This window comes from Comamonas endophytica, from assembly GCF_023634805.2.
Taxonomy (GTDB): Bacteria; Pseudomonadota; Gammaproteobacteria; order Burkholderiales; family Burkholderiaceae_C; genus Comamonas; species Comamonas endophytica.
The window spans coordinates 1809957-1829955 of record NZ_CP106881.1; the positions used below are offsets into that span (position 1 = coordinate 1809957).

Annotated in this window: 15 protein-coding genes; 7 read left to right on the top strand and 8 right to left on the bottom strand. The window is 65.4% G+C overall.

Annotated features, from left to right (window positions below):
- Nucleotide 1: 1 nt before the first annotated feature.
- The 4 genes from M9799_RS08180 to mnmG form a co-directional block, all read right to left on the bottom strand.
- A complete protein-coding gene (locus M9799_RS08180; RefSeq protein WP_231042932.1) occupies nt 2–772 on the bottom strand; it encodes a ParA family protein in 771 nt (256 codons plus the stop codon).
- 16 nt (nt 773–788) lie between these two features.
- On the bottom strand, nt 789–1403 hold the full coding sequence (locus tag M9799_RS08185; RefSeq protein WP_231042931.1) for a LysE family translocator: 615 nt from the start codon (nt 1401–1403) through the stop codon (nt 789–791).
- Nucleotides 1404–1489: 86 nt separating this feature from the next.
- Nucleotides 1490–2149, bottom strand: a complete 660-nt coding sequence (gene rsmG, locus M9799_RS08190) for a 16S rRNA (guanine(527)-N(7))-methyltransferase RsmG (RefSeq protein WP_231042930.1) — start codon at nt 2147–2149, stop codon at nt 1490–1492.
- Nucleotides 2146–4116 carry a tRNA uridine-5-carboxymethylaminomethyl(34) synthesis enzyme MnmG gene (mnmG, locus tag M9799_RS08195; RefSeq protein WP_231042929.1) on the bottom strand — a complete coding sequence of 657 codons (1971 nt, stop codon included), beginning with the start codon at nt 4114–4116 and terminating at the stop codon, nt 2146–2148. The genes rsmG and mnmG overlap by 4 nt, the downstream gene beginning before the upstream one ends.
- 219 nt (nt 4117–4335) lie before the next feature.
- Between mnmG and gstA the strand changes: the two genes are divergently transcribed.
- Nucleotides 4336–4941: a glutathione transferase GstA gene (gstA, locus tag M9799_RS08200; protein WP_231042928.1), complete on the top strand. Its 606-nt coding sequence runs from the start codon at nt 4336–4338 to the stop codon at nt 4939–4941.
- Between the two features lie 435 nt (nt 4942–5376).
- Nucleotides 5377–6495, top strand: coding sequence for an alkene reductase (locus tag M9799_RS08205; protein ID WP_231042927.1), 1119 nt, complete (start codon nt 5377–5379; stop codon nt 6493–6495).
- An 82-nt stretch (nt 6496–6577) separates the two neighbouring features.
- On the opposite strand, the gene M9799_RS08210 is transcribed toward M9799_RS08205, so the two are convergent.
- Complete coding sequence (locus M9799_RS08210; RefSeq protein ID WP_231042926.1) at nt 6578–8266, bottom strand: methyl-accepting chemotaxis protein; 1689 nt, start codon at nt 8264–8266, stop codon at nt 6578–6580.
- 104 nt (nt 8267–8370) lie between these two features.
- On the bottom strand, nt 8371–10626 hold the full coding sequence (locus M9799_RS08215; RefSeq protein WP_231042925.1) for a heavy metal translocating P-type ATPase: 2256 nt from the start codon (nt 10624–10626) through the stop codon (nt 8371–8373).
- Between the two features lie 152 nt (nt 10627–10778).
- On the opposite strand from M9799_RS08215, the gene M9799_RS08220 reads away from it, so the two are divergent.
- The 3 genes from M9799_RS08220 (at nt 10779) to M9799_RS08230 (ending at nt 12877) form a co-directional block, all read left to right on the top strand.
- The gene (locus M9799_RS08220; RefSeq protein WP_231042924.1) at nt 10779–10973 is read left to right on the top strand and encodes a heavy-metal-associated domain-containing protein; all 195 of its coding nucleotides are present in this window, start codon (nt 10779–10781) and stop codon (nt 10971–10973) included.
- A gap of 58 nt (nt 10974–11031) precedes the next feature.
- Entirely contained in the window at nt 11032–11502 is a 471-nt protein-coding gene (gene cueR, locus M9799_RS08225; RefSeq protein WP_231042923.1) for a Cu(I)-responsive transcriptional regulator, read from the top strand.
- A 187-nt stretch (nt 11503–11689) separates the two neighbouring features.
- The gene (locus tag M9799_RS08230; protein ID WP_231042922.1) at nt 11690–12877 is read left to right on the top strand and encodes an acetyl-CoA C-acyltransferase family protein; all 1188 of its coding nucleotides are present in this window, start codon (nt 11690–11692) and stop codon (nt 12875–12877) included.
- A gap of 185 nt (nt 12878–13062) precedes the next feature.
- Here M9799_RS08230 and M9799_RS08235 read toward each other — a convergent pair whose 3' ends face one another.
- Nucleotides 13063–14103, bottom strand: coding sequence for a recombination-associated protein RdgC (locus tag M9799_RS08235; protein WP_231042921.1), 1041 nt, complete (start codon nt 14101–14103; stop codon nt 13063–13065).
- A gap of 285 nt (nt 14104–14388) precedes the next feature.
- Between M9799_RS08235 and M9799_RS08240 the strand changes: the two genes are divergently transcribed.
- Together M9799_RS08240 and M9799_RS08245 are read left to right on the top strand one after the other, a co-directional pair.
- Nucleotides 14389–14943 (top strand): Spy/CpxP family protein refolding chaperone, encoded by a 555-nt coding sequence (locus M9799_RS08240; protein WP_231042920.1) that lies wholly within the window; start codon nt 14389–14391, stop codon nt 14941–14943.
- 195 nt (nt 14944–15138) lie between these two features.
- Entirely contained in the window at nt 15139–15723 is a 585-nt protein-coding gene (locus M9799_RS08245) for an acyloxyacyl hydrolase (RefSeq protein WP_231042919.1), read from the top strand.
- A 1462-nt stretch (nt 15724–17185) separates the two neighbouring features.
- Here M9799_RS08245 and dinG read toward each other — a convergent pair.
- Complete coding sequence (gene dinG / locus M9799_RS08250; protein ID WP_231042918.1) at nt 17186–19351, bottom strand: ATP-dependent DNA helicase DinG; 2166 nt, start codon at nt 19349–19351, stop codon at nt 17186–17188.
- Between the last annotated feature and the right edge of the window lie 648 nt (nt 19352–19999).

A 19999-nucleotide genomic window follows, 5' to 3' on the forward strand; every position in this document is an offset into this window, starting at 1 on the left:
ATCACATCGTCTTGATGCGTTCCACCATCTCGCGCGCGAACTCGACGAAGGCCTTGCTGCCCTTGGCCGAGGGATCGAACACCACGCCCGGCACGCCATAGCTGGGGGCTTCGGCCAGGCGCACGTTGCGCGGGATCACGGTGTTGAACACCTTGTCGCCGAAATGCTCCTTGAGCTGGTCGCTGACCTGCTGCTGCAAGGTGGTGCGAGTGTCGAACATGACGCGCAGGAGGCCGATGATCTGCAGGTCCGGGTTCAGATTGGCATGCACCTGCTTGATGGTGTTGACCAGGTCCGTCAGGCCTTCGAGCGCGAAGTATTCGCACTGCATGGGCACGACCACGCCATTGGCCGCGCACAGGCCGTTGAGGGTGAGCATCGACAGGCTCGGCGGGCAATCGACCAGCACGAAGTCGTAGTCGGCGTCCACCGCCGCCAGCGCCCCCTTGAGGCGCTTGTCGCGGCGGTCCAGCGCCACCAGCTCGACTTCGGCGCCGGTCAGCTCGCGGTTCGCACCCAGCACGTGGTAGCCGACCTTCTCGGAAAATACCGCGGCTTCCTGCACCGAGGCGTTTTCCAGCAGCACGTCATATACCGTAAGCTCGAGGCTGCGCTTGTCCACGCCCGAGCCCATGGTGGCGTTGCCCTGCGGGTCGAGGTCGATGAGCAGCACGCGCTGGCCGATCTTGGCCAGGCCAGCGGCCAGGTTCACGCAGGTGGTGGTTTTGCCGACGCCACCTTTTTGGTTGGCAACACAGAAAATCTTGGCCATAGGGACCTCGGATGACTTATTTGGAAATGGCCAGCTTGATGCCGAAGCCGATGAGGAAGGTGCCCGCGCCCTTCTCGAGCATCTGCACGAGGCGCGGATTAGAGCGCAGGCGATCGGCCAGCAGGCGCGTGATCAGCACCACGATCAGGCTGTAGACGAAAGTGAGCGCCGCCACGGTGGCCGCCATCAGCGCGAAGGTGGGCAGGCCCTGGTGCGTTGCCGGGTCGACGAACAGCGGAAAGAACGCCATGTAGAACACGATGGCCTTGGGGTTGAGCAGGGTGATCAGCGCGCCCTGGCGGAAGTAATGGCCCGGCTGCATCTTCAGCACCGGTGCGGTGCCGGAGCGCGCCAGCAGCATCTTGCAACCCAGCCAGGCCAGGTAGGCTGCGCCCAGCCACTGCAGCGCGGTGAATGCGCTCGGGTATGCGGCCAGCAGCGCCGCCACGCCCGCCACCGCCAGCCACATCAGCAGTTGGTCGGCGGCAAGGTTGCCGGCGCAGGTGGCCATGCCGGCGCGCACGCCGCCCTGCCCGGTCGAGGTGATCAGCGCGAGATTGCCCGGGCCGGGAATCATCAAGAACAGCACAATGGCAGCGACAAACGCCCCGTAATCCGCAACGCCCAACATGTAAATTCCCGGCTCCAAAAGGCGTCAGTTTATTCGAGCCCTGCAAACATCCATCGCCCGCAGCGCCGCGGCGTCGGCAAAAAGACTCAGGCCTGGCGCATCCAGACGATGCAGCGCTCGGCGTCGAGCGCCGGCACCTGCAGTTGTTCCACGTGAAACACGTGGACATCGGCGGGCAGTGCGGCGATCTCCTCGGCCGGATGCTTGCCCTTCATCGCAAACCAGATGCCGTCGGCGGCCAGCGCCGGGCGCGACCAACTCGTGAAGTCAGGCAGCGAGGCAAACGCGCGGCAGCTCACCACCGCATAGGGCCCGGTCAGCGATTCCACGCGCGCATGGATGCCGTGCAGGTTGCGCAGCCGCAGGCTCGCCGCCGCCTGCTGGATGAAGGCCGCCTTCTTTGCCACGGTGTCGACGCAGCTCACATCGACCTCGGGGCAGCAGATGGCGAACACCACGCCGGGCAGCCCGCCGCCAGAGCCTACATCGAGCAGCGGCACCAGCGCGCCTTCGGCACGCGGCAGCCCTCGCACATGGCGCTGCAGCGGCGCCACCGCCGCCAGGCTGTCGAGCAGGTGGTGCGTGAGCATCTCCTGCGGGTCGCGCACCGCCGTCAGGTTGTAGACCTTGTTCCACTTCTGCAGCAACGCGAGGAACTGCATCAGCAGATCGACCTGGGCCGCGCTCAGTTCCAATCCCAGCGTGGCAATGCCCTGCTCCAGGGTCGGACGCAGCGCCGCGCTCATGCGGCTTCTCCCTTGGCCTGCGCGTTCTGCGCGAAACCGCGGAAGCCGCCCTTCTTCAGGTGCACCATCAGCAGCGAGATCGTCGCCGGCGTGATGCCCGAGATGCGCGAGGCCTGGCCCAGGGTCTCGGGGCGGTGCTTCTGCAGCTTCTGGCGTGCCTCGAAGGACAGCGCCGTCACCTGCAGATAATCGAGATCGGCCGGCAGCTTCTGGTGCTCGAGATGCGCGGCACGCTCGACTTCATCCTTCTGACGGTCGATATAGCCGGAATACTTGGCCGCGATCTCGACCTGCTCGATGACCGGCGCGCTCAGCTCGCCCAGCGTTTCACGTGAAACATCGCTGGATACATGCTGGCCGCCATTCAGGCTGACCAGCTGTGGATAACTCACGTCGGGCCGGCGCAGCAGCTCGAACAGGCTGTACTCGTGCTCGATGGCCTTGCCCAGCACGCGCACCGACTCCTCGGCCGGCAGATTGCGCGGGCTGACCCAGGTCGACTTGAGGCGCTGGGTCTCGCGCTCGACGGCCTCGCGCTTGCGGCTGAAGGCCTCCCAGCGCGCATCGTCCACCAGGCCCAGGCGCCGGCCGGTCTCGGTCAGGCGCATGTCGGCGTTGTCTTCGCGCAGCTGCAGGCGGAACTCCGCGCGGCTGGTGAACATGCGGTAGGGCTCGGTCACGCCCTTGGTGATCAGGTCGTCGACCAGCACGCCCAGATACGCCTCGTCGCGCCCAGGTGTCCAGGGCGCGTCGCCGCGCGCCTGCAGCGCTGCGTTCAGGCCGGCAAACAGGCCCTGGGCCGCGGCCTCCTCGTAGCCCGTCGTGCCGTTGATCTGGCCGGCGAAGAACAGGCCGTTGATCTGCTTGGTCTCGAAGCTGGCCTTGAGCGAGCGCGGGTCGAAATAGTCGTACTCGATGGCATAGCCCGGGCGCAGGATATGCGCGTTCTCCAGCCCCTTCATCGAGCGCACCAGTTCGTACTGCACGTCGAAGGGCAGGCTGGTCGAGATGCCGTTGGGGTAGTACTCGTGCGTGGTCAGGCCCTCGGGCTCGAGGAAGATCTGGTGGCTGTCCTTGTCGGCGAAACGGTTGATCTTGTCCTCGACGCTCGGGCAGTAGCGCGGGCCCACGCCCTCGATCTTGCCGGTGAACATCGGGCTGCGGTCGAAACCGGAGCGGATGATCTCGTGCGTGCGCTCGTTGGTGTGCGTGACCCAGCAGGGCATCTGCTGCGGATGCATCGCGGCATTGCCCATGTAGCTGAACACCGGCAGCTCGCCTTCGTTGACGCCACCGGGCATGCCGTCGCCGGGCTGCTCCTCGCACTGCGAGAAGTCGATGCTGCGGCCGTCGATGCGCGGCGGCGTGCCGGTCTTGAGCCGGCCCTGGGGCAGCTGCAGTTCCTTGAGCCGCGCCGACAGGCTCACCGCCGGCGGATCGCCCGCGCGGCCGGCCGCGTAGTTGTTCAGGCCGACGTGGATCTTGCCATCGAGGAAGGTGCCGGCGGTGAGCACCACCGCGCGGCTGCGAAAGCGGATGCCGACCTGCGTCACCGCGCCGACCACGCGGTCACCTTCGACCATCAGGTCGTCGACCGCCTGCTGGAACAGCCACAGATTCGGCTGGTTCTCCAGCATGCGGCGGATCGCGGCCTTGTAGAGGATACGGTCGGCCTGGGCACGCGTGGCGCGCACGGCCGGGCCCTTGGAGCTGTTGAGGATGCGGAACTGGATGCCGCCCTCGTCCGTCGCCAGCGCCATCGCGCCACCCAGCGCATCGACCTCCTTGACCAGATGGCCCTTGCCGATGCCTCCGATCGACGGGTTGCAGCTCATCTGGCCCAGCGTCTCGATGTTGTGGGTCAGCAGCAGCGTCTTGCTGCCCATGCGGGCAGCGGCCAGCGCCGCCTCGGTGCCGGCATGGCCTCCGCCAACGACGATGACATCAAATTCCTGGGGATACAACATGAAAAACTCCGGGCCGTGCTGGCCGTGATCCATACGCCGCGCCCTGGGCGCCGCCCCGCGCGGCGGATGGCCCCTGTAGCCACCCCCTGCGGGAGAACCTGCGATTTTCCCACTTTTGCGCATTTTTCGCCGCCCGGCGCCGCTCCACCACGCGCGCAGGCGGGAAACCCGGCCGCGCGTTAGCATGGAGCCGTTTGCAACCACCATTCGATCGACACCATGAAGCTTTACTACAGCCCCGGCGCCTGCTCGCTGTCGCCCCAGATCGTGCTGCAGGAATCGGGCCTTGCCTACGAGCCCGTGCTGGCCAGCACCAAGACCCACAAGCTGGCCGACGGCACCGACTTCTACGCCATCAACCCGCTGGGCTACGTGCCCGTGCTCGAGCTCGACAACGGCGCGCGCCTGCGCGAAGGCCCGGCCATCGTGCAATACATTGCCGACCAGGTGCCGCACAAGAGGCTCGCGCCCGCCAACGGCAGCTTCGAGCGCTATCAGCTGCAGCAATGGCTGAACTTCATCGGCACCGAGATCCACAAGGGCTTCGGTCCGCTGTTCAAGCCGAACACGCCCGAGAACTACAAGCCGATCGCGCTGGAAGCTCTGGCCAAGCGCCTGCAGTGGGTGGATGAACAGCTGGCCGGCAGGAATTATCTGCTGGGCGATGAATTCAGCGTGGCGGATGCCTATCTGTACACCGTGTCGCGCTGGAGCAAGTTCGTGGGGCTGGATATCTCCGGGATGAAGAATATCCTGGCGTTCCAGGAGCGGATGGGGCAGCGGGCGGCGGTGCGGGCGGCGTTGGCGATCGAGGGGCAGAAGTAATCACGCTTTCTGACCAGCTAGGCTATCAAGCTTGAGACCAGGCGGTTCAACCTTCGACGGGGCCGTCCAGGCAGGTGCAGGACGAACGGCTCACCCCCATTCACCCTGAGCTTGTCGAAGGGTGCCGGGTCACGGGGCAGATAACCAGACTTCACCAATGACTGGAGAGGTGACCGTCCATCCTTCGACAAGCTCAGGACGAACGGTTCAATCAGCGGTCTCTTTCTATACGCCGCCTCCCCCTCGTTCCCGAGGCGAGGCCCTTTGAACCCGCCTCGGCGCCTTCCCCGGAGGATGCCGGATTGGAGGTTGACGGTCCCAAGGCAGGCCACTCCCCGGAATGTTCCACGTGAAACCTTGCGTCAGCCGCGTCGTACACACAGGATGAAGCAGGTCTGCTATGGTTTTTCTTCCCGAACCGCCAGAAAGAAATCCATGCCCACCCTGTTCGATCCCGTGAAAGCCGGCAGCCTGGAACTGCCCAACCGCATCGCCATGGCCCCGCTGACGCGCAACCGTTCGCCCGAGGCCATCCCCAACGAACTCACCGCCACCTATTACGCCCAGCGCGCCAGCGCCGGCCTGCTGATCAGCGAGGCCACGGCCATCAGCCAGCAGGGCCAGGGCTATGCCGACGTACCCGGCCTCTACGGCACGGAGCAGCTCGAAGGCTGGAAGCGCGTGACCGATGCGGTGCATGAAGCCGGCGGGCGCATCGTCACCCAGCTGTGGCATGTGGGCCGCATCTCGCATGAATCGCTGCAGCCGGACGGGCAGGCACCTGTCGCGCCCTCGGCCATCGCGGCCAAGTCCAAGACCTATCTGATCGATGCCGAGACCGGCAAGGGCCATTTCGCGCCCACCGCGCAGCCGCGCGCGCTGGATGCCGGGGAGCTGCCGGGAATCGTCCACAACTTCGTGGTCGCGGCGCGCAATGCGGTGCAGACCGCGGGCTTCGACGGCGTGGAGATCCACGGTGCCAACGGCTACCTGCTGGACCAGTTCCTCAAGACCGGCGCCAACCAGCGCGCTGACGCCTACGGCGGCAGCATCGAGAACCGCGCGCGCCTGCTGCTGGAAGTGACCCGCGCCGTGGCCGATGCCATCGGCGCCGACCGCACCGGCATCCGCCTGTCACCCGTGACACCGGCCAACGACATTTCCGAAGACGATCCGCAGCCGCTGTTCGAGCACGTGGTGCGCGAGCTCGCGACGCTGGATCTGGCCTATGTGCACATCATCGAAGGCGCGACCGGCGGCCCGCGCGAGCTGCCCGATCGTCCGTTCGACTACGCGGCGCTGAAGGCGGCGTACCGCGACGCGGGCGGCCAGGGGGCCTGGATGGTGAACAACGGCTATGGCCGCGCCAGCGCGATGGAAGCCGTGGCCAACGGCCAGGCCGACATCGTCGCCTTTGGCCGGGCCTTCATTCCCAACCCGGACCTGGTGCATCGCCTGCAGGAGGATCTGCCGCTGGCCACCGGCGACCAGAGCACCTACTACGGCGGCGGCGCCGAAGGCTATACCGACTACCCCAGCTACGCGGAAAAATAAGCTGCCGCGGCAATGAGAAAAGCCCCGGGGCCTTGCAGCTCCGGGGCTTTTTTGCGTTCGGCGCCGGAGCGCGGAAGGCCGATCAGGCCTCGATCAGCGGCCGGCGCGGCGCCGGAGCCGCCAGCGCGGGCTCCGCGGGCTCCTGCGGCTCCTGGCGCATGGGCTGGCCGGCGGCATAGCCCACGGCCGAGCGCATCATGCCGACGTCATTGGCCAGGCGGAACTGGCTCACGACCTGGGCCAGGCGCGCCGCCTGCTCGCGCAGCGACTGGGCCGCCGCCGCGGATTCCTCGACCAGCGCGGCGTTCTGCTGCGTCATGCGGTCGATGTCGCCCACGGCCTGGTTCACCTGGCCGATGCCCGACGACTGCTCGCCCGATGCGGCAGTGATCTCGCCAATGATGTCGCCCACGCGCTGCACGCTGTTGACGATTTCCTGCATCGCCTTGCCCGCGTCCTCGACCTGGCGCACGCCGCCGCCCACGGCCTGCTCGCTGCTCTGGATCAGCACCTTGATCTCGCTGGCCGCCTGCGCCGAGCGCTGGGCCAGGTTGCGCACCTCGCCGGCCACCACGGCAAAGCCGCGGCCCTGCTCGCCCGCACGCGCGGCCTCGACGGCGGCGTTCAAGGCCAGGATGTTGGTCTGGAAGGCGATCGAGTCGATCAGGCCGATGATGTCGCCGATCTTGCGGCTCGATGCCGTGATCTCCTGCATGCTCACGACGGCCTGCTGCACCACCTGGCCGCCCTGCGTGGCGGTGCCCGAAGCCGAGGCCGACAGCTGGTTGGCCAGCTGCGAAGACGATGCGGTCTGCTGCACCGTCGAGGTCAGCTGCGACAGCGAGGCCACGGTCTCCTGCAGGTTGCTGGCGGTCTGCTCGGTGCGGGCGGAGAGGTCTTCGTTGCCCGAGGCGATTTCCTGGCTGGCCGTGGCAATGTTGCCGCTGGCATCGCGCACCTGGCGCACCATGGTGCTCAGGCCGTCCTGCATCTGCTCGAGCGCGCGCTGCAGGTCGGCCACCTCATCGCGGCCCTCGACTTCGGTGCGCTGCGACAGGTCGCCCTGTGCGATTGCCAGCGTCGTCTGGCGCACGCGCTCCAGCGGACGGCAGATCGACACCATGTTCAGCAGCGTCAGCGGCACGATCAGCGCGATGGCGATCAGCACCGCCAGCACGAACAGCCACTGGGTCTGGTCGGCCACGCCCTGCTCCTGCGCGATCAGGTCGTCCACTTGGGCATTGAGCAGCTTCTCCAGCTCGACCATGGTCTTGTCGGCTTCGGCGAACTCGAGCATGGCGTTGGCGCCCATGCGGTTGGCAATGGTGGCGGTGTCATAACCGCCGGCTTCGAGCTGGCGCGCCACATGCTCGAACTTCTGTTTGTAGCTGTCCAGGCGGGCCAGCACGCTGCTGACCACGGCGTTGTCCGCATCCTCGGGGCCCGCCAGGAAACGGCCGCCAATGCTCTTGGCGGATTCCAGACCCTGGTTCCATTCACCCATGGCCTTGCGCACCGCTTCAGGACGCTCGTACTGGATGATCATGTCCTTTTCGGCCAGGCGCACATTGCCCATGGCCTGGCGCAACTCGACCAGATGGCGCAGCTTGGTGTGCGACTGCTCGATGAACTGCTGGCTCATGTCGTGGATGCGCAGCATCCCCAGCATTCCTGCACCTCCGAGCAGCGCCAGCAGCGTCAGAACCATCACTATCGCGCCAATCATCCGCGTGCGGATGGTCAGCATCCGCATGAGCCCCAAAACTTTCATGATCTCCGTCCTCTCCCTGATGGGCAAACTGCAGGAGGACGAAAGTCCACCGGCAGGAACAAAATGTTGCAGTTTGCCAGAGGTCAAATGGGCGACTCCCTTGATCAGCGGGGTGAAGCCCCCTTTTTTAACAGCAAGGCATTGGCCATGACCATGACCGAGCTCAACGCCATCGCCGCTCCCGCCACCACGGGGCTCAGGTAGCCCAATGCCGCCAACGGGATCCCCGCGACGTTGAAGGCAAAGGCCCAGAACAGGTTCTGCCGGATCTTGGCCACCGTGCGCCGCGAGATGTCGAAAGCCTGCGCCACCAGCCTGGGGTCGCCACGCATCAGCGTGATGCCGGCGGCATGCATGGCCACGTCGGTGCCGTTGCCCATGGCCAGGCCCACATCGGCCGCCGCCAGCGCCGGCGCATCGTTCACGCCATCCCCCACCATGGCCACCACATGACCGCCCTGCCCTGCGCCGCGCAGATGCGCGATCCGCGCCGCCTTGTCGGCCGGCAGCACCTCGGCCAGCACCTCGCCGCGGTCGGGGTCGAGGCCCAGGCGGCGCGCCATGGCATGCGCCGCGCCGCGGTTGTCGCCCGAGACCATGACCGTGCGCAGCCCGCGCGCGCGCAGCTGCGCCAGCGCCTCGGCTGCACCGGGCTTGGGTTCGTCGCCAAAGCCCAGCAGAGCGCGCAGCTTCAGGCCGTCCGCACCGCGCTCCGCCACCGCAGAGACCGTCGCGCCATCGCGCTGCCACTGCGCAGCCGCCGGCGCCCAGGGCGCGGCATCGAGCCCGGGCACGCCCAGTTCCTGCATCCAGCGCAGGCTGCCGATCAGCAGCTCCTGGCCCTGTGCACGGCCTTCGGTGCCCCGTCCCGGCACAGCGCGCACCGCTTCGGGCGCGGCCACCTCCAACCGCCGCGCCTCGGCCGCCTGCACCACGGCGCGCGCCAGCGGATGCTCGCTGCCGCCCTGCACGCTGGCCACGCGGGCCAGCAAGGCGTTTTCGTCGGCACCGGGCTGCGCCATGAAATGCGCCAGCTGCGGACGGCCCTGGGTCAGCGTGCCGGTCTTGTCGAAGGCCACGGTATCGACCCGGTGCGCCAGCTCCAGCGTCTGCGCGTCCTTGATCAGGATGCCGCGCCCGGCCGCCACGCCCGTGCCCGCCATGATCGCCGTGGGGGTCGCCAGGCCCAGTGCGCAGGGGCAGGCAATGACCAGCACCGCCACCGCGTGGATCAGCGCCTGCTCCGTCGGCGCTCCCGCCAGCAGCCAGCCCACGAGCGTCAACAGCCCGATGCCCAGCACCACCGGCACGAACACCGCCGCGACCTTGTCGACAAGGCGCTGGATCGGCGCCTTGCCGGCCTGCGCGTCCTCGACCAGCCGGATGATCCGCGCCAGCACGGTTTCACTGCCCACGGCGCGCACCTCGAGCACGATGCGGCCTTCGCCGTTGATCGAGCCGCCGGTCAGCGCGTCTCCTGTTTCACGTGAAACAGGCAGCGGCTCGCCGGTCAGCATCGACTCATCGACCTGGGTCTGGCCCTCCAGCAATATGCCATCGACCGGAACGCGCTCGCCAGGGCGCACGACAATGCGGTCGCCCACCATGACTTCGGCCACCGGCACATCGACCTCGCCGTCACGGCCCAGAAGGTGCGCGGTATCGGGGCGCAGCGCGTGCAGCGCGCGGATCGCCTCGGTGGTCTGGCGCTTGGCCCGCCCTTCCAGCCATTTGCCCAGCAGCACCAGCGTGACCACCACCGCCGAAGCCTCGAAATACAGATGCGCCTCGGTGCCCGGCGCGGCCGTGAGCCACAGCCACATGGACAGGCCCCAGCCGGCCGAGGTCCCCAGCGCCACCAGCAGATCCATATTGCCCGCGCCGGCCCTCAGCGCATGCCAGCCGGCCTTGTAGAAACGCGCCCCGAGGATGAACTGCACCGGCGTGGCCAGCAGGAACTGCAGCCAGGCCGGCAGCATCCAGTGCGCGCCCCAGAGCATGCCAGCCATCGGCAGCACCAGCGGCAGTGAAAGCGCCAGGCCGATGGCCACCGGCGCAAAGCCAGTCCAGGGAGAAAGCTCCTGCTGCGGCCTCCCGGTGGACAAGATACGCGGCTCGTAGCCCGCATCGCGCACTGCGCGCTTCAGCCGCGCCTGCATCTGCTCGGCGTCCTGCCCGGCTTCGGGCTGCCATTGCACGCGTACGCTTTCGGTCGCCAGGTTGACCGAGGCTTCGGCCACGCCGGGCACGCGCCGCAAGGCCCGCTCGACCCGGCCCACGCAGCTCGCGCAGCTCATGCCGGCAACGCCAAAGTCCACGCTGGCAATGGATTCCGAGGAAGGTGACAACGGTGTATTCATGCGCCGAGGTTAATCCTTGACGCCATGTCAAGGTCAAGCCGCTTCGTTCCACCCTGTGGATAACCGGGTTCTTGACCTTGCCATGCTGTCAAGGTTCATCATGGCATCCCTGGGCCATCCGGACCTTGAACTTATCCACAGGAGGAATCGACATGCAACATCTATTTGACGTCCAGGGCATGACCTGCGGCCACTGCGAAAAGCTCGTGACCCAGGCGTTGCAGCGCACCGACCCCGGCGCCGGCGTGCGCATCGACCGCAGCCAGAACCGCGTGGAAGTCGACAGCAAGGCCGAGCGTGCGGCGCTGCAAGCCGCCATCCACGAGGCAGGCTACGAGGTGGCCTGAGGGCGCTGCCCACACGCTTCGCACACACTCTGCACAAGGGCCCAACAAGCTTATCCACATGCCGCCAACATCCTCTTCCACAGAGCGCTGGCCCGTGGCCATCGGCGAAGCCGCGCGCCGCGCCGGGGTGTCGGCGCGCATGCTGCGCCATTACGAAAGCCTGGGGCTGCTGCCACGCGTGGCGCGCAGCGACAGCGGCTATCGCCAGTACGGCGCGGCGGAGGTGCAGGCGCTGCGCTTCATCCGCCGCAGCCGCGACCTGGGCTTTTCCATCGAGGAAATAGGCACCCTGCTGGGACTGTGGCAGGACCAGGCGCGCGCCAGCGCCAGCGTCAAGCAAATGGCGCAGCTCCACATCCAGCGCCTTGCCGAGCGCATTGCCGAAATGCAGGCCATGCAGCGCAGCCTGCAGTCGCTGGTGCAGTGCTGCCAGGGGAACGATCGGCCGGAATGCCCGATCCTGGATGATCTGGCGGGGGCAGACGAGGGCCTTCGATCCCCTGTTCATGGGGACCTGCCCAGCCAATGACGCCATCCTTCGACGTTGATGCCCTGCCTCGCTGGCGACAGGCCTTTTCCATAGCCTGAAGCACAATGAATGGCGTCGGCGCCTGTGCGCAGCCGCAAGGCCTGCGCTCCGGCACCGACGCATTCCTCCCAAAGCAGCCTGCCCGTTCCACCGGCCGCTGACTGCAAAGTTATCCACAGGATCAGCTATGACCACTCGCGAGATTTTCGTCGTCGGCAGCGCGCGCACCGCCATCGGCACCTTTGGCGGCAGCTTGAAGGACGTTCCCAACACCCAGCTGGCCACCACCGCCGTCAAGGCCGCCATCGAACGCTCGGGCCTGGAGCCGCAGGCCGTCGGCCATGTGGTCATCGGCAACGTGATTCCCACCGACACCCGGGACGCCTACCTCAGCCGCGTCGCGGCCGTCGATGCCGGCTGCCCCATCGAGACCCCGGCCTTCAACGTCAACCGCCTGTGCGGTTCGGGCCTGCAGGCGATCGTCTCGGCGGCGCAGGCCATCGCGCTGGGCGACTGCGACGTGGCCATCGGCGGCGGCTCCGAATCGATGAGCCGCGGCCCGTATTTCGACACCGCCGCGCGCTGGGGCGCGCGCATGGGCGATGCGAAAAGCATCGACTACATGCTCGGCATTCTGCACGACCCCTGGCAGAAGATGCACATGGGCATCACCGCCGAGAACGTCGCCACGCGCTACCGCATCAGCCGCGAGCAGCAGGACCAGCTGGCGCTGCAAAGCCAGCAGCGCGCGGCCGCGGCCATTGCCGCGGGCTACTTCAAGGAACAGATCGTTCCCGTGGAAATCGCCACGCGCAAGGGCACGGTGACCTTCGATACGGATGAGCATGTGCGTGCCGCCACCACGCTGGAAGTGCTGGCCGGCATGAAGCCCGCGTTCCAGAAGGAGGGAGGCAGCGTCACCGCTGGCAACGCCTCGGGCCTCAACGACGGCGCCGCCGCCATGGTGCTGGTCGCAGGCGAGCGCCTGGCCGGCCTGAACGCCAAGCCGCTCGCGCGCCTGGTCGGTTATGCGCATGCGGGCGTCGAGCCGGCGTACATGGGCATCGGCCCCGTGCCCGCCACGCAGAAGGTGCTGGCGCGCACCGGCCTGAAGATTGCAGACATGGACGTGATCGAAGCCAACGAGGCATTTGCCGCCCAGGCCTGCGCCGTGATCCAGGAACTGGGCCTGGACCCGGCCAAGGTCAATCCCAACGGTTCCGGCATCTCCCTGGGCCACCCCGTGGGCGCGACCGGCGCGATCATCGCGACCAAGGCCATCGCCGAGCTGCACCGCACGGGCGGGCGCTATGCGCTGGTGACGATGTGCATCGGGGGTGGGCAGGGGATTGCGGCGGTGTTCGAGCGGGTGTGAATGAACCTTGCTCGAGGAACTTTCGTCCAGAGTTTGACGAGGCTTGAGGACAGGTCCTTCACCCTTCGACAAGCTCAGGGCGAACGGTTTTTACGTTCGTCCTGAGCCTGTCGAAGGATGGACGGCCAGCCTCCAGATGGAAAAAAGAGCCGCATCCAGCGGCTCCTTTTCATCGTGCGAACGCCTTAAAACGGCGCCGATTCCGGATCCGAATCCTCCGGCGCCTCCTTCGGCCCCGTCACCGCCACCAGCTTGCCCTTGGCCGCCGCGGCGCGCACTGCCAGCGTCTCGGCGGGTGCGGCTTTCTCCAGCGCCGCCGGCAACCCTTCTCCCAGCGCCGTGCGCCCTTCCCCGCCCAGGGCCTCGATCAGATCCGGCAGCAGTTTGCTCAGCTCGCCTGTCGCGATAGCCACATCGGCATCGAAACCGCCATCGTCCTTGGACTGGCCGTCGAACACCGTCTCCAGGAAGGTGATCTTCTTGACCTGCAGTCCCTCGGTCAGCAGCAGCGAGACGCGGTCGTCCCAGGTCAGCGCCAGCTTGGTCGGCAGCTTGCCGGCCTCGATATGCGCCTTGACCTCCTCGATGTCCAGCGGATGGCGTGCATAGCGCACCACAGACTTGGCCTCGTCGGCGCTCTTGAGCTCGCATTCCTGGTCGATGGTGAAGCCCACCGGCGGCTCCTGGCTCGACAGCCAGTGCGCCATGGCCGCCTGCGCCGCGGTCTGCGTATCGAGCAGTGCCACGGCAAACCCCGGCAGGCCGTCGACCAGCAGCGTCACCACCTCGTCCGCGCGCGCCTGGCTGCCCGTGTCCAGCACCAGAAAGCGCGCCTCGGGGTCGATCCAGATCCACATGCCGCCCTGCTTGGTGAAGGCCATGGGCAGCAGGTCGAGCTTGGCTTCGTCCTTGAGCTCCTGCTTTTCCTTCTTGCCCGGCTTGCGGCCCGAGTTGCGCTCGATGGCCTCGGCCTTTTCCTGCACCTTGCGGTTGAGCACGCTGGCCGGCAGCATCTTGCTTTCGCTCATGAAGCGCAGGATCCACTGCCCTCCGACCGATTCGGCAAAAGCGCCCTCGGCCTCGCCGCGCGGCGGCACCCAGCCGGCGGAGCGCTCCTGCGTGGCGCCGCACTCGGTGAACGGCGTGCGCGCCAGCGCCTCCTCCACCTGCTCCAAAGTACCCTGCCATTGCTCGGCAATGCGGTACACGATCATGTTCTTGAACATCCCAAACCCTTAACTCATGCAGCAGGGAAGGCGTGCCCCGCCCTGCCCGGTGACGATCGACATCACACTGGTTGACTGAAAAATCGATGGCTTGCGGCGCCGGCCCGGCAAGGCCCGCACGCCCTGCGCCTGTAAAGCAAGCTTTGCAGGCCACAGCGCAACTTGGCACTACTTTACACAGCATCACGCACTCCACACGCCAGCGATACAAGCGCCGCGCAAACTGGCATCCAACGCTGAAGTTTCCCTGCTGCAGCGTCCCTCCACCAAGAAAGGACTCCTCACATGGCTATCTTCCAACGCACCCTGACTGCCACCGCTGCCGCCGCCACCGTCTTCGCCGCGCTGGCCATGCCCGTGTGGGCCCAGGCACCTGCCGCCACCGGCCCCGCGGCCGAACCCGCTGCCCGCACCGCACCGGCCCACCAGCCGCGCGACCGTGCAGCGCATGAAAAGCGCATGGCCGAGAAGGCGCAGAAATTCCAGGCGGCATTGCAGCTGACCGAAGCCCAGCAAGCCGACTGGAACCGCTACCGCGAAGCCATCAAGCCCGTGCGACCGGCCAAGCATCTGGACCGCGAGAGCTTTGCCAAGCTCACGACGCCGCAGCGCATCGACCACATGCAGCAGCGCCGCGCGGAGCGCAACGCCCAGGCGGACCGCCGCGCCGAAGCCACCAAGGCTTTCTACGCCACGCTGACGCCCGCGCAGCAGAAGACTTTCGATGCGCAGACCCTGCGCCACGGCCCGCACGGCAAGCGCCACGGCCCGCATGGCCATGGCAAGCACCACGCGCCCGCTCAGGCTGCGGCACCTGCCGCAGCCGGCGCCGCGCGCTGAAGAAGCGTCAAGCCATCACGGCTTGCCACGACTGCAAAGCAGGCCCTCGGGCCTGCTTTTTTTTGGGCTCCCGTCCTGCGCCGGGCAAAGTGAGCGCAAGCCTGCAAATCATGCGACAAATGCTGTCACGCCAATGGCCTCAACCTCCCTACACTTGTATAAAAGAGTAATCGATCGTCCTCTGGAGTTGCCACAATGCGTTTGAAGAATTTTCGGCGTTTCGTATTTACATGGACGACAGGCACCGCACTGGGTCTGGTGAGTTTGGGAGCCCTAGCCCAGGGCGCACCGGTATTCAATGACCATTCGCCCAGCTGGTACGTACAGGGAGCGGTGGCGGAAAACGATGCCTATTCGGCCAGCCTGGGAGCCACCCTGCCCTGGCGCCAATGGAGTTATGCGCTGGGTTCGGGCCAGATCACGGGGCACTGGGATCTGTTTGCCAGCCATTGGTCCAGTCGCATGGCCAATGACGATCGCCAGCGCTCCTATGTGTTCGGTGTGCTGCCCACGCTGCGCTGGCGCGGTGACCAGGGTCGATCGGCCTGGTTCGCCCAGGTGGGGACCGGCTTGGCGCTGGCGACCAAGCGCTACCAGTCCCATGAAAAGCACTTCAGCACCCGTTACAACTTCGGCACCCACTTGGCCGTAGGCGCCAATTTCGGTGCGCAGCGCGAGCATGAAATCATGCTGCGAATTGAACATTATTCAAATGCCGGCATCAAGCACCCCAATCCGGGCGAAGACTTCCTGCAGCTGCGCTACGCCCGCCGGTTCTGACCGACCGTAGTTATCCACAGATCCGGCGACCAGAGCCGGCAATCTGCAACACGAACCGCCCGCGAGGGCGGTTTTTTCATGCCCGCAGACCCTGTGCATAAATCTGTGTTGAATTTCTGCACAACTTTCATCTTATCCACAGCCCGCGCATCGACCGCGAAGTTGTGCCCAAAAGCGTTGCAGCAGCAGCGGTGCTTCGGACACATACTTCGATGAACTGCAAGTGCTTGATTCATCGCACGAATATCAAGTTATCCACAGAACGCGTGGCGCTCTACTACTACCACTATGCATAAATAGAACTTCTAGGAATGACAACCATGCCCAAATTTTCGGCAGGGCAAGTCTCGTTGCCAAACCGATTGGCCTTCAACTTCCACGGAAAAAAAAGAACACAGCAGACATGCAGACAGAAAAAATCCGCAATAAAAAAAGTTATTCACTCATAAATTGATAGCTAACTCACTAGTTGAACAAAGGGCAAACACTCCAAATCAGTGGAAAAAACAACGCACGAACACTCTGTGGATATCTAAATATCAACGCATTGTTTATCCACAGGAAACGCCAATTTAGCGAAGTTATCCACTTTTGCAGTACATCCGCAGCAGGGTGCGGCGCACAGACTTCCTGGAATCGGAGTCCCTTGTTTTTCCAGGGAAAAAGATACTTATCCACAGCGCATGGACGCATCTACTACTACGACTAATTTCTCATAGTGAAATAAATGAACAACCGGGAGAGTTCCTGGGACAAGCCGCGCCGGGAGCGTCTCCAGGCGAATCCGCCTTGCACAAAGGCGCCGGAAAGCGCAAAGTTCGGTTCTTTCGGGGCTCGATGCAGGAAAAACCCGCAGTAGCTGGACGCACACGTGCAGGAATGTGGAAAAGCAGTGGCAGATGAACCAGGGAGGGAAAGTTATCCACAGTTTCTTATCAACATCTGTGGAGGGTTTGCCGGGAAAATCGGTTGGTTTTGCTAAGTCGTTGATTTCATTGGATTGTTCAAATAAATTCAACGAGGTGTTCCGCTGCAGGCAAGGCGTGTAACCCGGTTACAAGCGAAAAAGGGCGATCGAACCATCCATGTCGAGCAATGGCAATGGACGGCATCACGAGGGCACCTGAGCTTCAGTCCTGAAAGCGGTATGGGCAAATACGCGTTGCTGGGAAGGCGCTAGCGGGTACAGGAACGGAGGACACCTCGCAAACACAGCGCAGAGACGCCAGGACGCGTTTTCAGGTCCGGACGGGGGTGGGATGCACTGCGGTGCTGCAAGGCGCTTGAAGGGCGTCTAAAGGGCCGGCAAAGGCATGGGAAGGAGGCGGGCCTCCTGGCGGATATCAAGGCTCCGCCGGCAACGGACGGGGAATGGGAGGCTGGCAGGCATGGACCACATCCCCTGGCCCGACCGATATCCCGGCTGGGCGGCCCCTGCCTGGCCGCCTGTCCAACGTCCGCGTCAGCGCGGAGGGCGCTTTTCCAGGGCAAAGGGCGGCAGGCCGTTGAGCAGCCGCTGGCCATAGCTGGTGCGCACCAGGCGCTTGTCGTAGCAATAGACGAAGGCCCGGTCTTCCTCGGTACGGATGGCGCGGCCCACCCATTGCGCGAGGCGGATGGCGGTGGCGGGCACGACCAGCTCGCTGAACGGGTCCCGCCCGGCACTGCGCAGCCATTCGGCGCGTGCTTCGCCCACGGGATCGTCAGGCGGTGCGAAGGGCAGCTTGGTGATGAACAGGGATTCGCACTGCGCCCCGGGCAGGTCCAGCCCCTCGCCAAAGGACTGCATGCCGAAAATGATCGACACCTCGCCACGCGCCACGCGCTCGCGGTGCAGGGCCAGCAGCTGGGCGCGCGGCATGGCAGTCTGCACCAGCACGTTGGCGCGCATCGCGGTGGAGAGCGCGTCCACTGCCAGGCGCATCTGCTCGCGCGACGTGAACAGCACCAGTGCCCCCGATTCGACGCGCGCCAGGTCATGCAGCAGGGCATCGACCATCTCGTTGGTGAATGCGCTGGCCTGGCGCGGATCGGCATGGGTCTCGGCCGCCACGAAGATGCCCTGGGACGCGTAGTCGAAAGGGCTGGGCACTTCCAGCGTGGTCACGGCCGCATCGCCATGCAGGCCCGACTCGCGCAGGAAGAAGTCGAATTGTCCACAGCTTGTCAGTGTGGCCGAAGTCAGCACCGCACCGCGCACTTGCGACCACAGATGCTGGCGCAGCGTGGCGCCCGGCAGCAGCGGGCTGGCATGGGCCTTGACCACGATGAATTCGCCATCTGTCTCCAACGTGAACCATTTGGCGTTGGGAACGTATTTGGTGTCTTCATCCTCCGCAGGTTGCTGCAGAAGCAGCTGCGCCGTGTCATAGACCGATTCCAGCCGTGGCGCCAGTGCGCCGACCTGTGCATAGAGTGTGGACAACCTGCGGGCTTCTTCGGGTTTGTCGCGGATTTCCGCGCGCAGCGCCTTGGAGATGGCGCGCAATGCGTCCAGGAAACCGTTGGCGTGGTGCGAGGCCTGGGCCAGCGGCTCGAGCAGGGCCTCGGGCAGCATGCCGCGGGCTGCGCGCACGCGCGCCGGGCCCCAGCTGTCCTTGCGCGCCTTGAGTTCGTCGCCATAGAAGTCCATGACCAGGCGCGCGAGGTCCTGCAGCGTCTGGCGCAGCTGGCTCGAATGGCCGGGCACGTCGGCCACTTCCTCGACCTCCAGCAGCGTGCCCACGCGCAGTGCGCGGCTGGCCAGCTTGTCGATCCAGCCCAGGCGGCTCAGATCCAGCGCGCAGGCGAACTGCGACAGCGCGGTGGCGGGCAGGTGATGGGCCTCATCCAGTACCAGCAGGCAGTTGTCCAGATCGGGCAGCAGTCGCGCGCCCAGCGAAGACAGCAGCAGATCGTGATTGGCGACGATCACCTGGGCCGCGACCATCGACTTGCGGCGCTCGTAATACGTACAGCTGTCGAAGACCGGGCAGTGCTTGCCGGTGCAGGAGCTCGACTCCGCCGCCACCGGGCTCCAGGCCTCGGGTTCGGGCGGCGTGGCCAGCGAGTCGCGGTCGCCGTCCCAGACGCCGGTGGCCATGGCATCGGCCATGCTTGCATAGAACTGCATGCGCGCCTCGCGTTCCTGCGCCGGGCGCGCGTTGCGGGTCGCGGCTTCCTCCTCGGCAAAGAGGTCGTCGGTATCGTCATGCGACTCCCCGGTGCCTGCCAGGCGCTCGAGCTTGAGCTTGCAGACGAAGCGCCCGCGGCCCTTGGCCAGCGCGAACTTGAAGGGCTGTTCCAGCTGGGCGGCCAGCGCGGGCAGGTCTTTGTTCACCAGCTGCTCCTGCAGCGCCACCGTCGCCGTCGAGATCAGCACCCGCGTGCCGCGGGCCAGCGCAAGGGTAATGGCGGGCACGCTGTAGGCCAGCGATTTTCCCACCCCCGTACCTGCCTGCACCACCGCGATGGCCCTTTCGGGCGCCACCGCGTCGTCATCGACCTTGCCGAGCTGGGCCGCGCCAAACGTGGACGCGACCTGGCCCGCCATACGCCGCTGCCCCTCGCGGCTGCGGAACCCGGGGATGGATGCGACCACCTCGTCAAACGATTCAAGGCCCATCTGGGCCCACTTTTGCTGGGACATTCGATGCGAAATGGGCTGGCCCTTCAGGCGCCAGCCGTATTAAATAATAAATAAAACACAGATATGTATTGAATAAGATGTTAAATCTTATGTTTTTTGCCATACATACAGGCGCTTGGAACACTGCTGCGTATGTATTTGCATGTGCAGGCAGCGATCAGGAGGCCATTTTCGCAGGACTGGAAATTCTGTGGACAAGCGAGGACAAGTAATCCGCCGTTCATCTGAAGCTCCACTTATCCACAGCGACGCCGACAAGTTTCTGTCCGTACAGGCTGTGCATATCCCTGGGGGCAGGGCTGTGGGCTGTCCTGGGGAAAAATCAAGATATGCAGCAGGATCATGGGCTTGCAGCAACTTTGCACAGCTTGTCCAGATCCATGGGAGCAGAGCGTGCGCGGAGGCGGCCGCAGGTCCTTGCGGTTATCCACAGCAGTGGATGAGCCGGATGCCGTCCTCTTGTGCATAGGATCATCGGGCACGCGGGCCTCATCGCCCTGCAGCCCTATAAGGGCGGCCATGGAGAAAGCCATGAACCGACACCCTGAAAATTGCTTAAAAAATAGGCAAAAGAATGGCGGGTTCCCGCATTCGTTGCTGCAGCTTGCTATGAAATAAAGAGCTTGAAGAACAGGCTGCAAGCCCTCA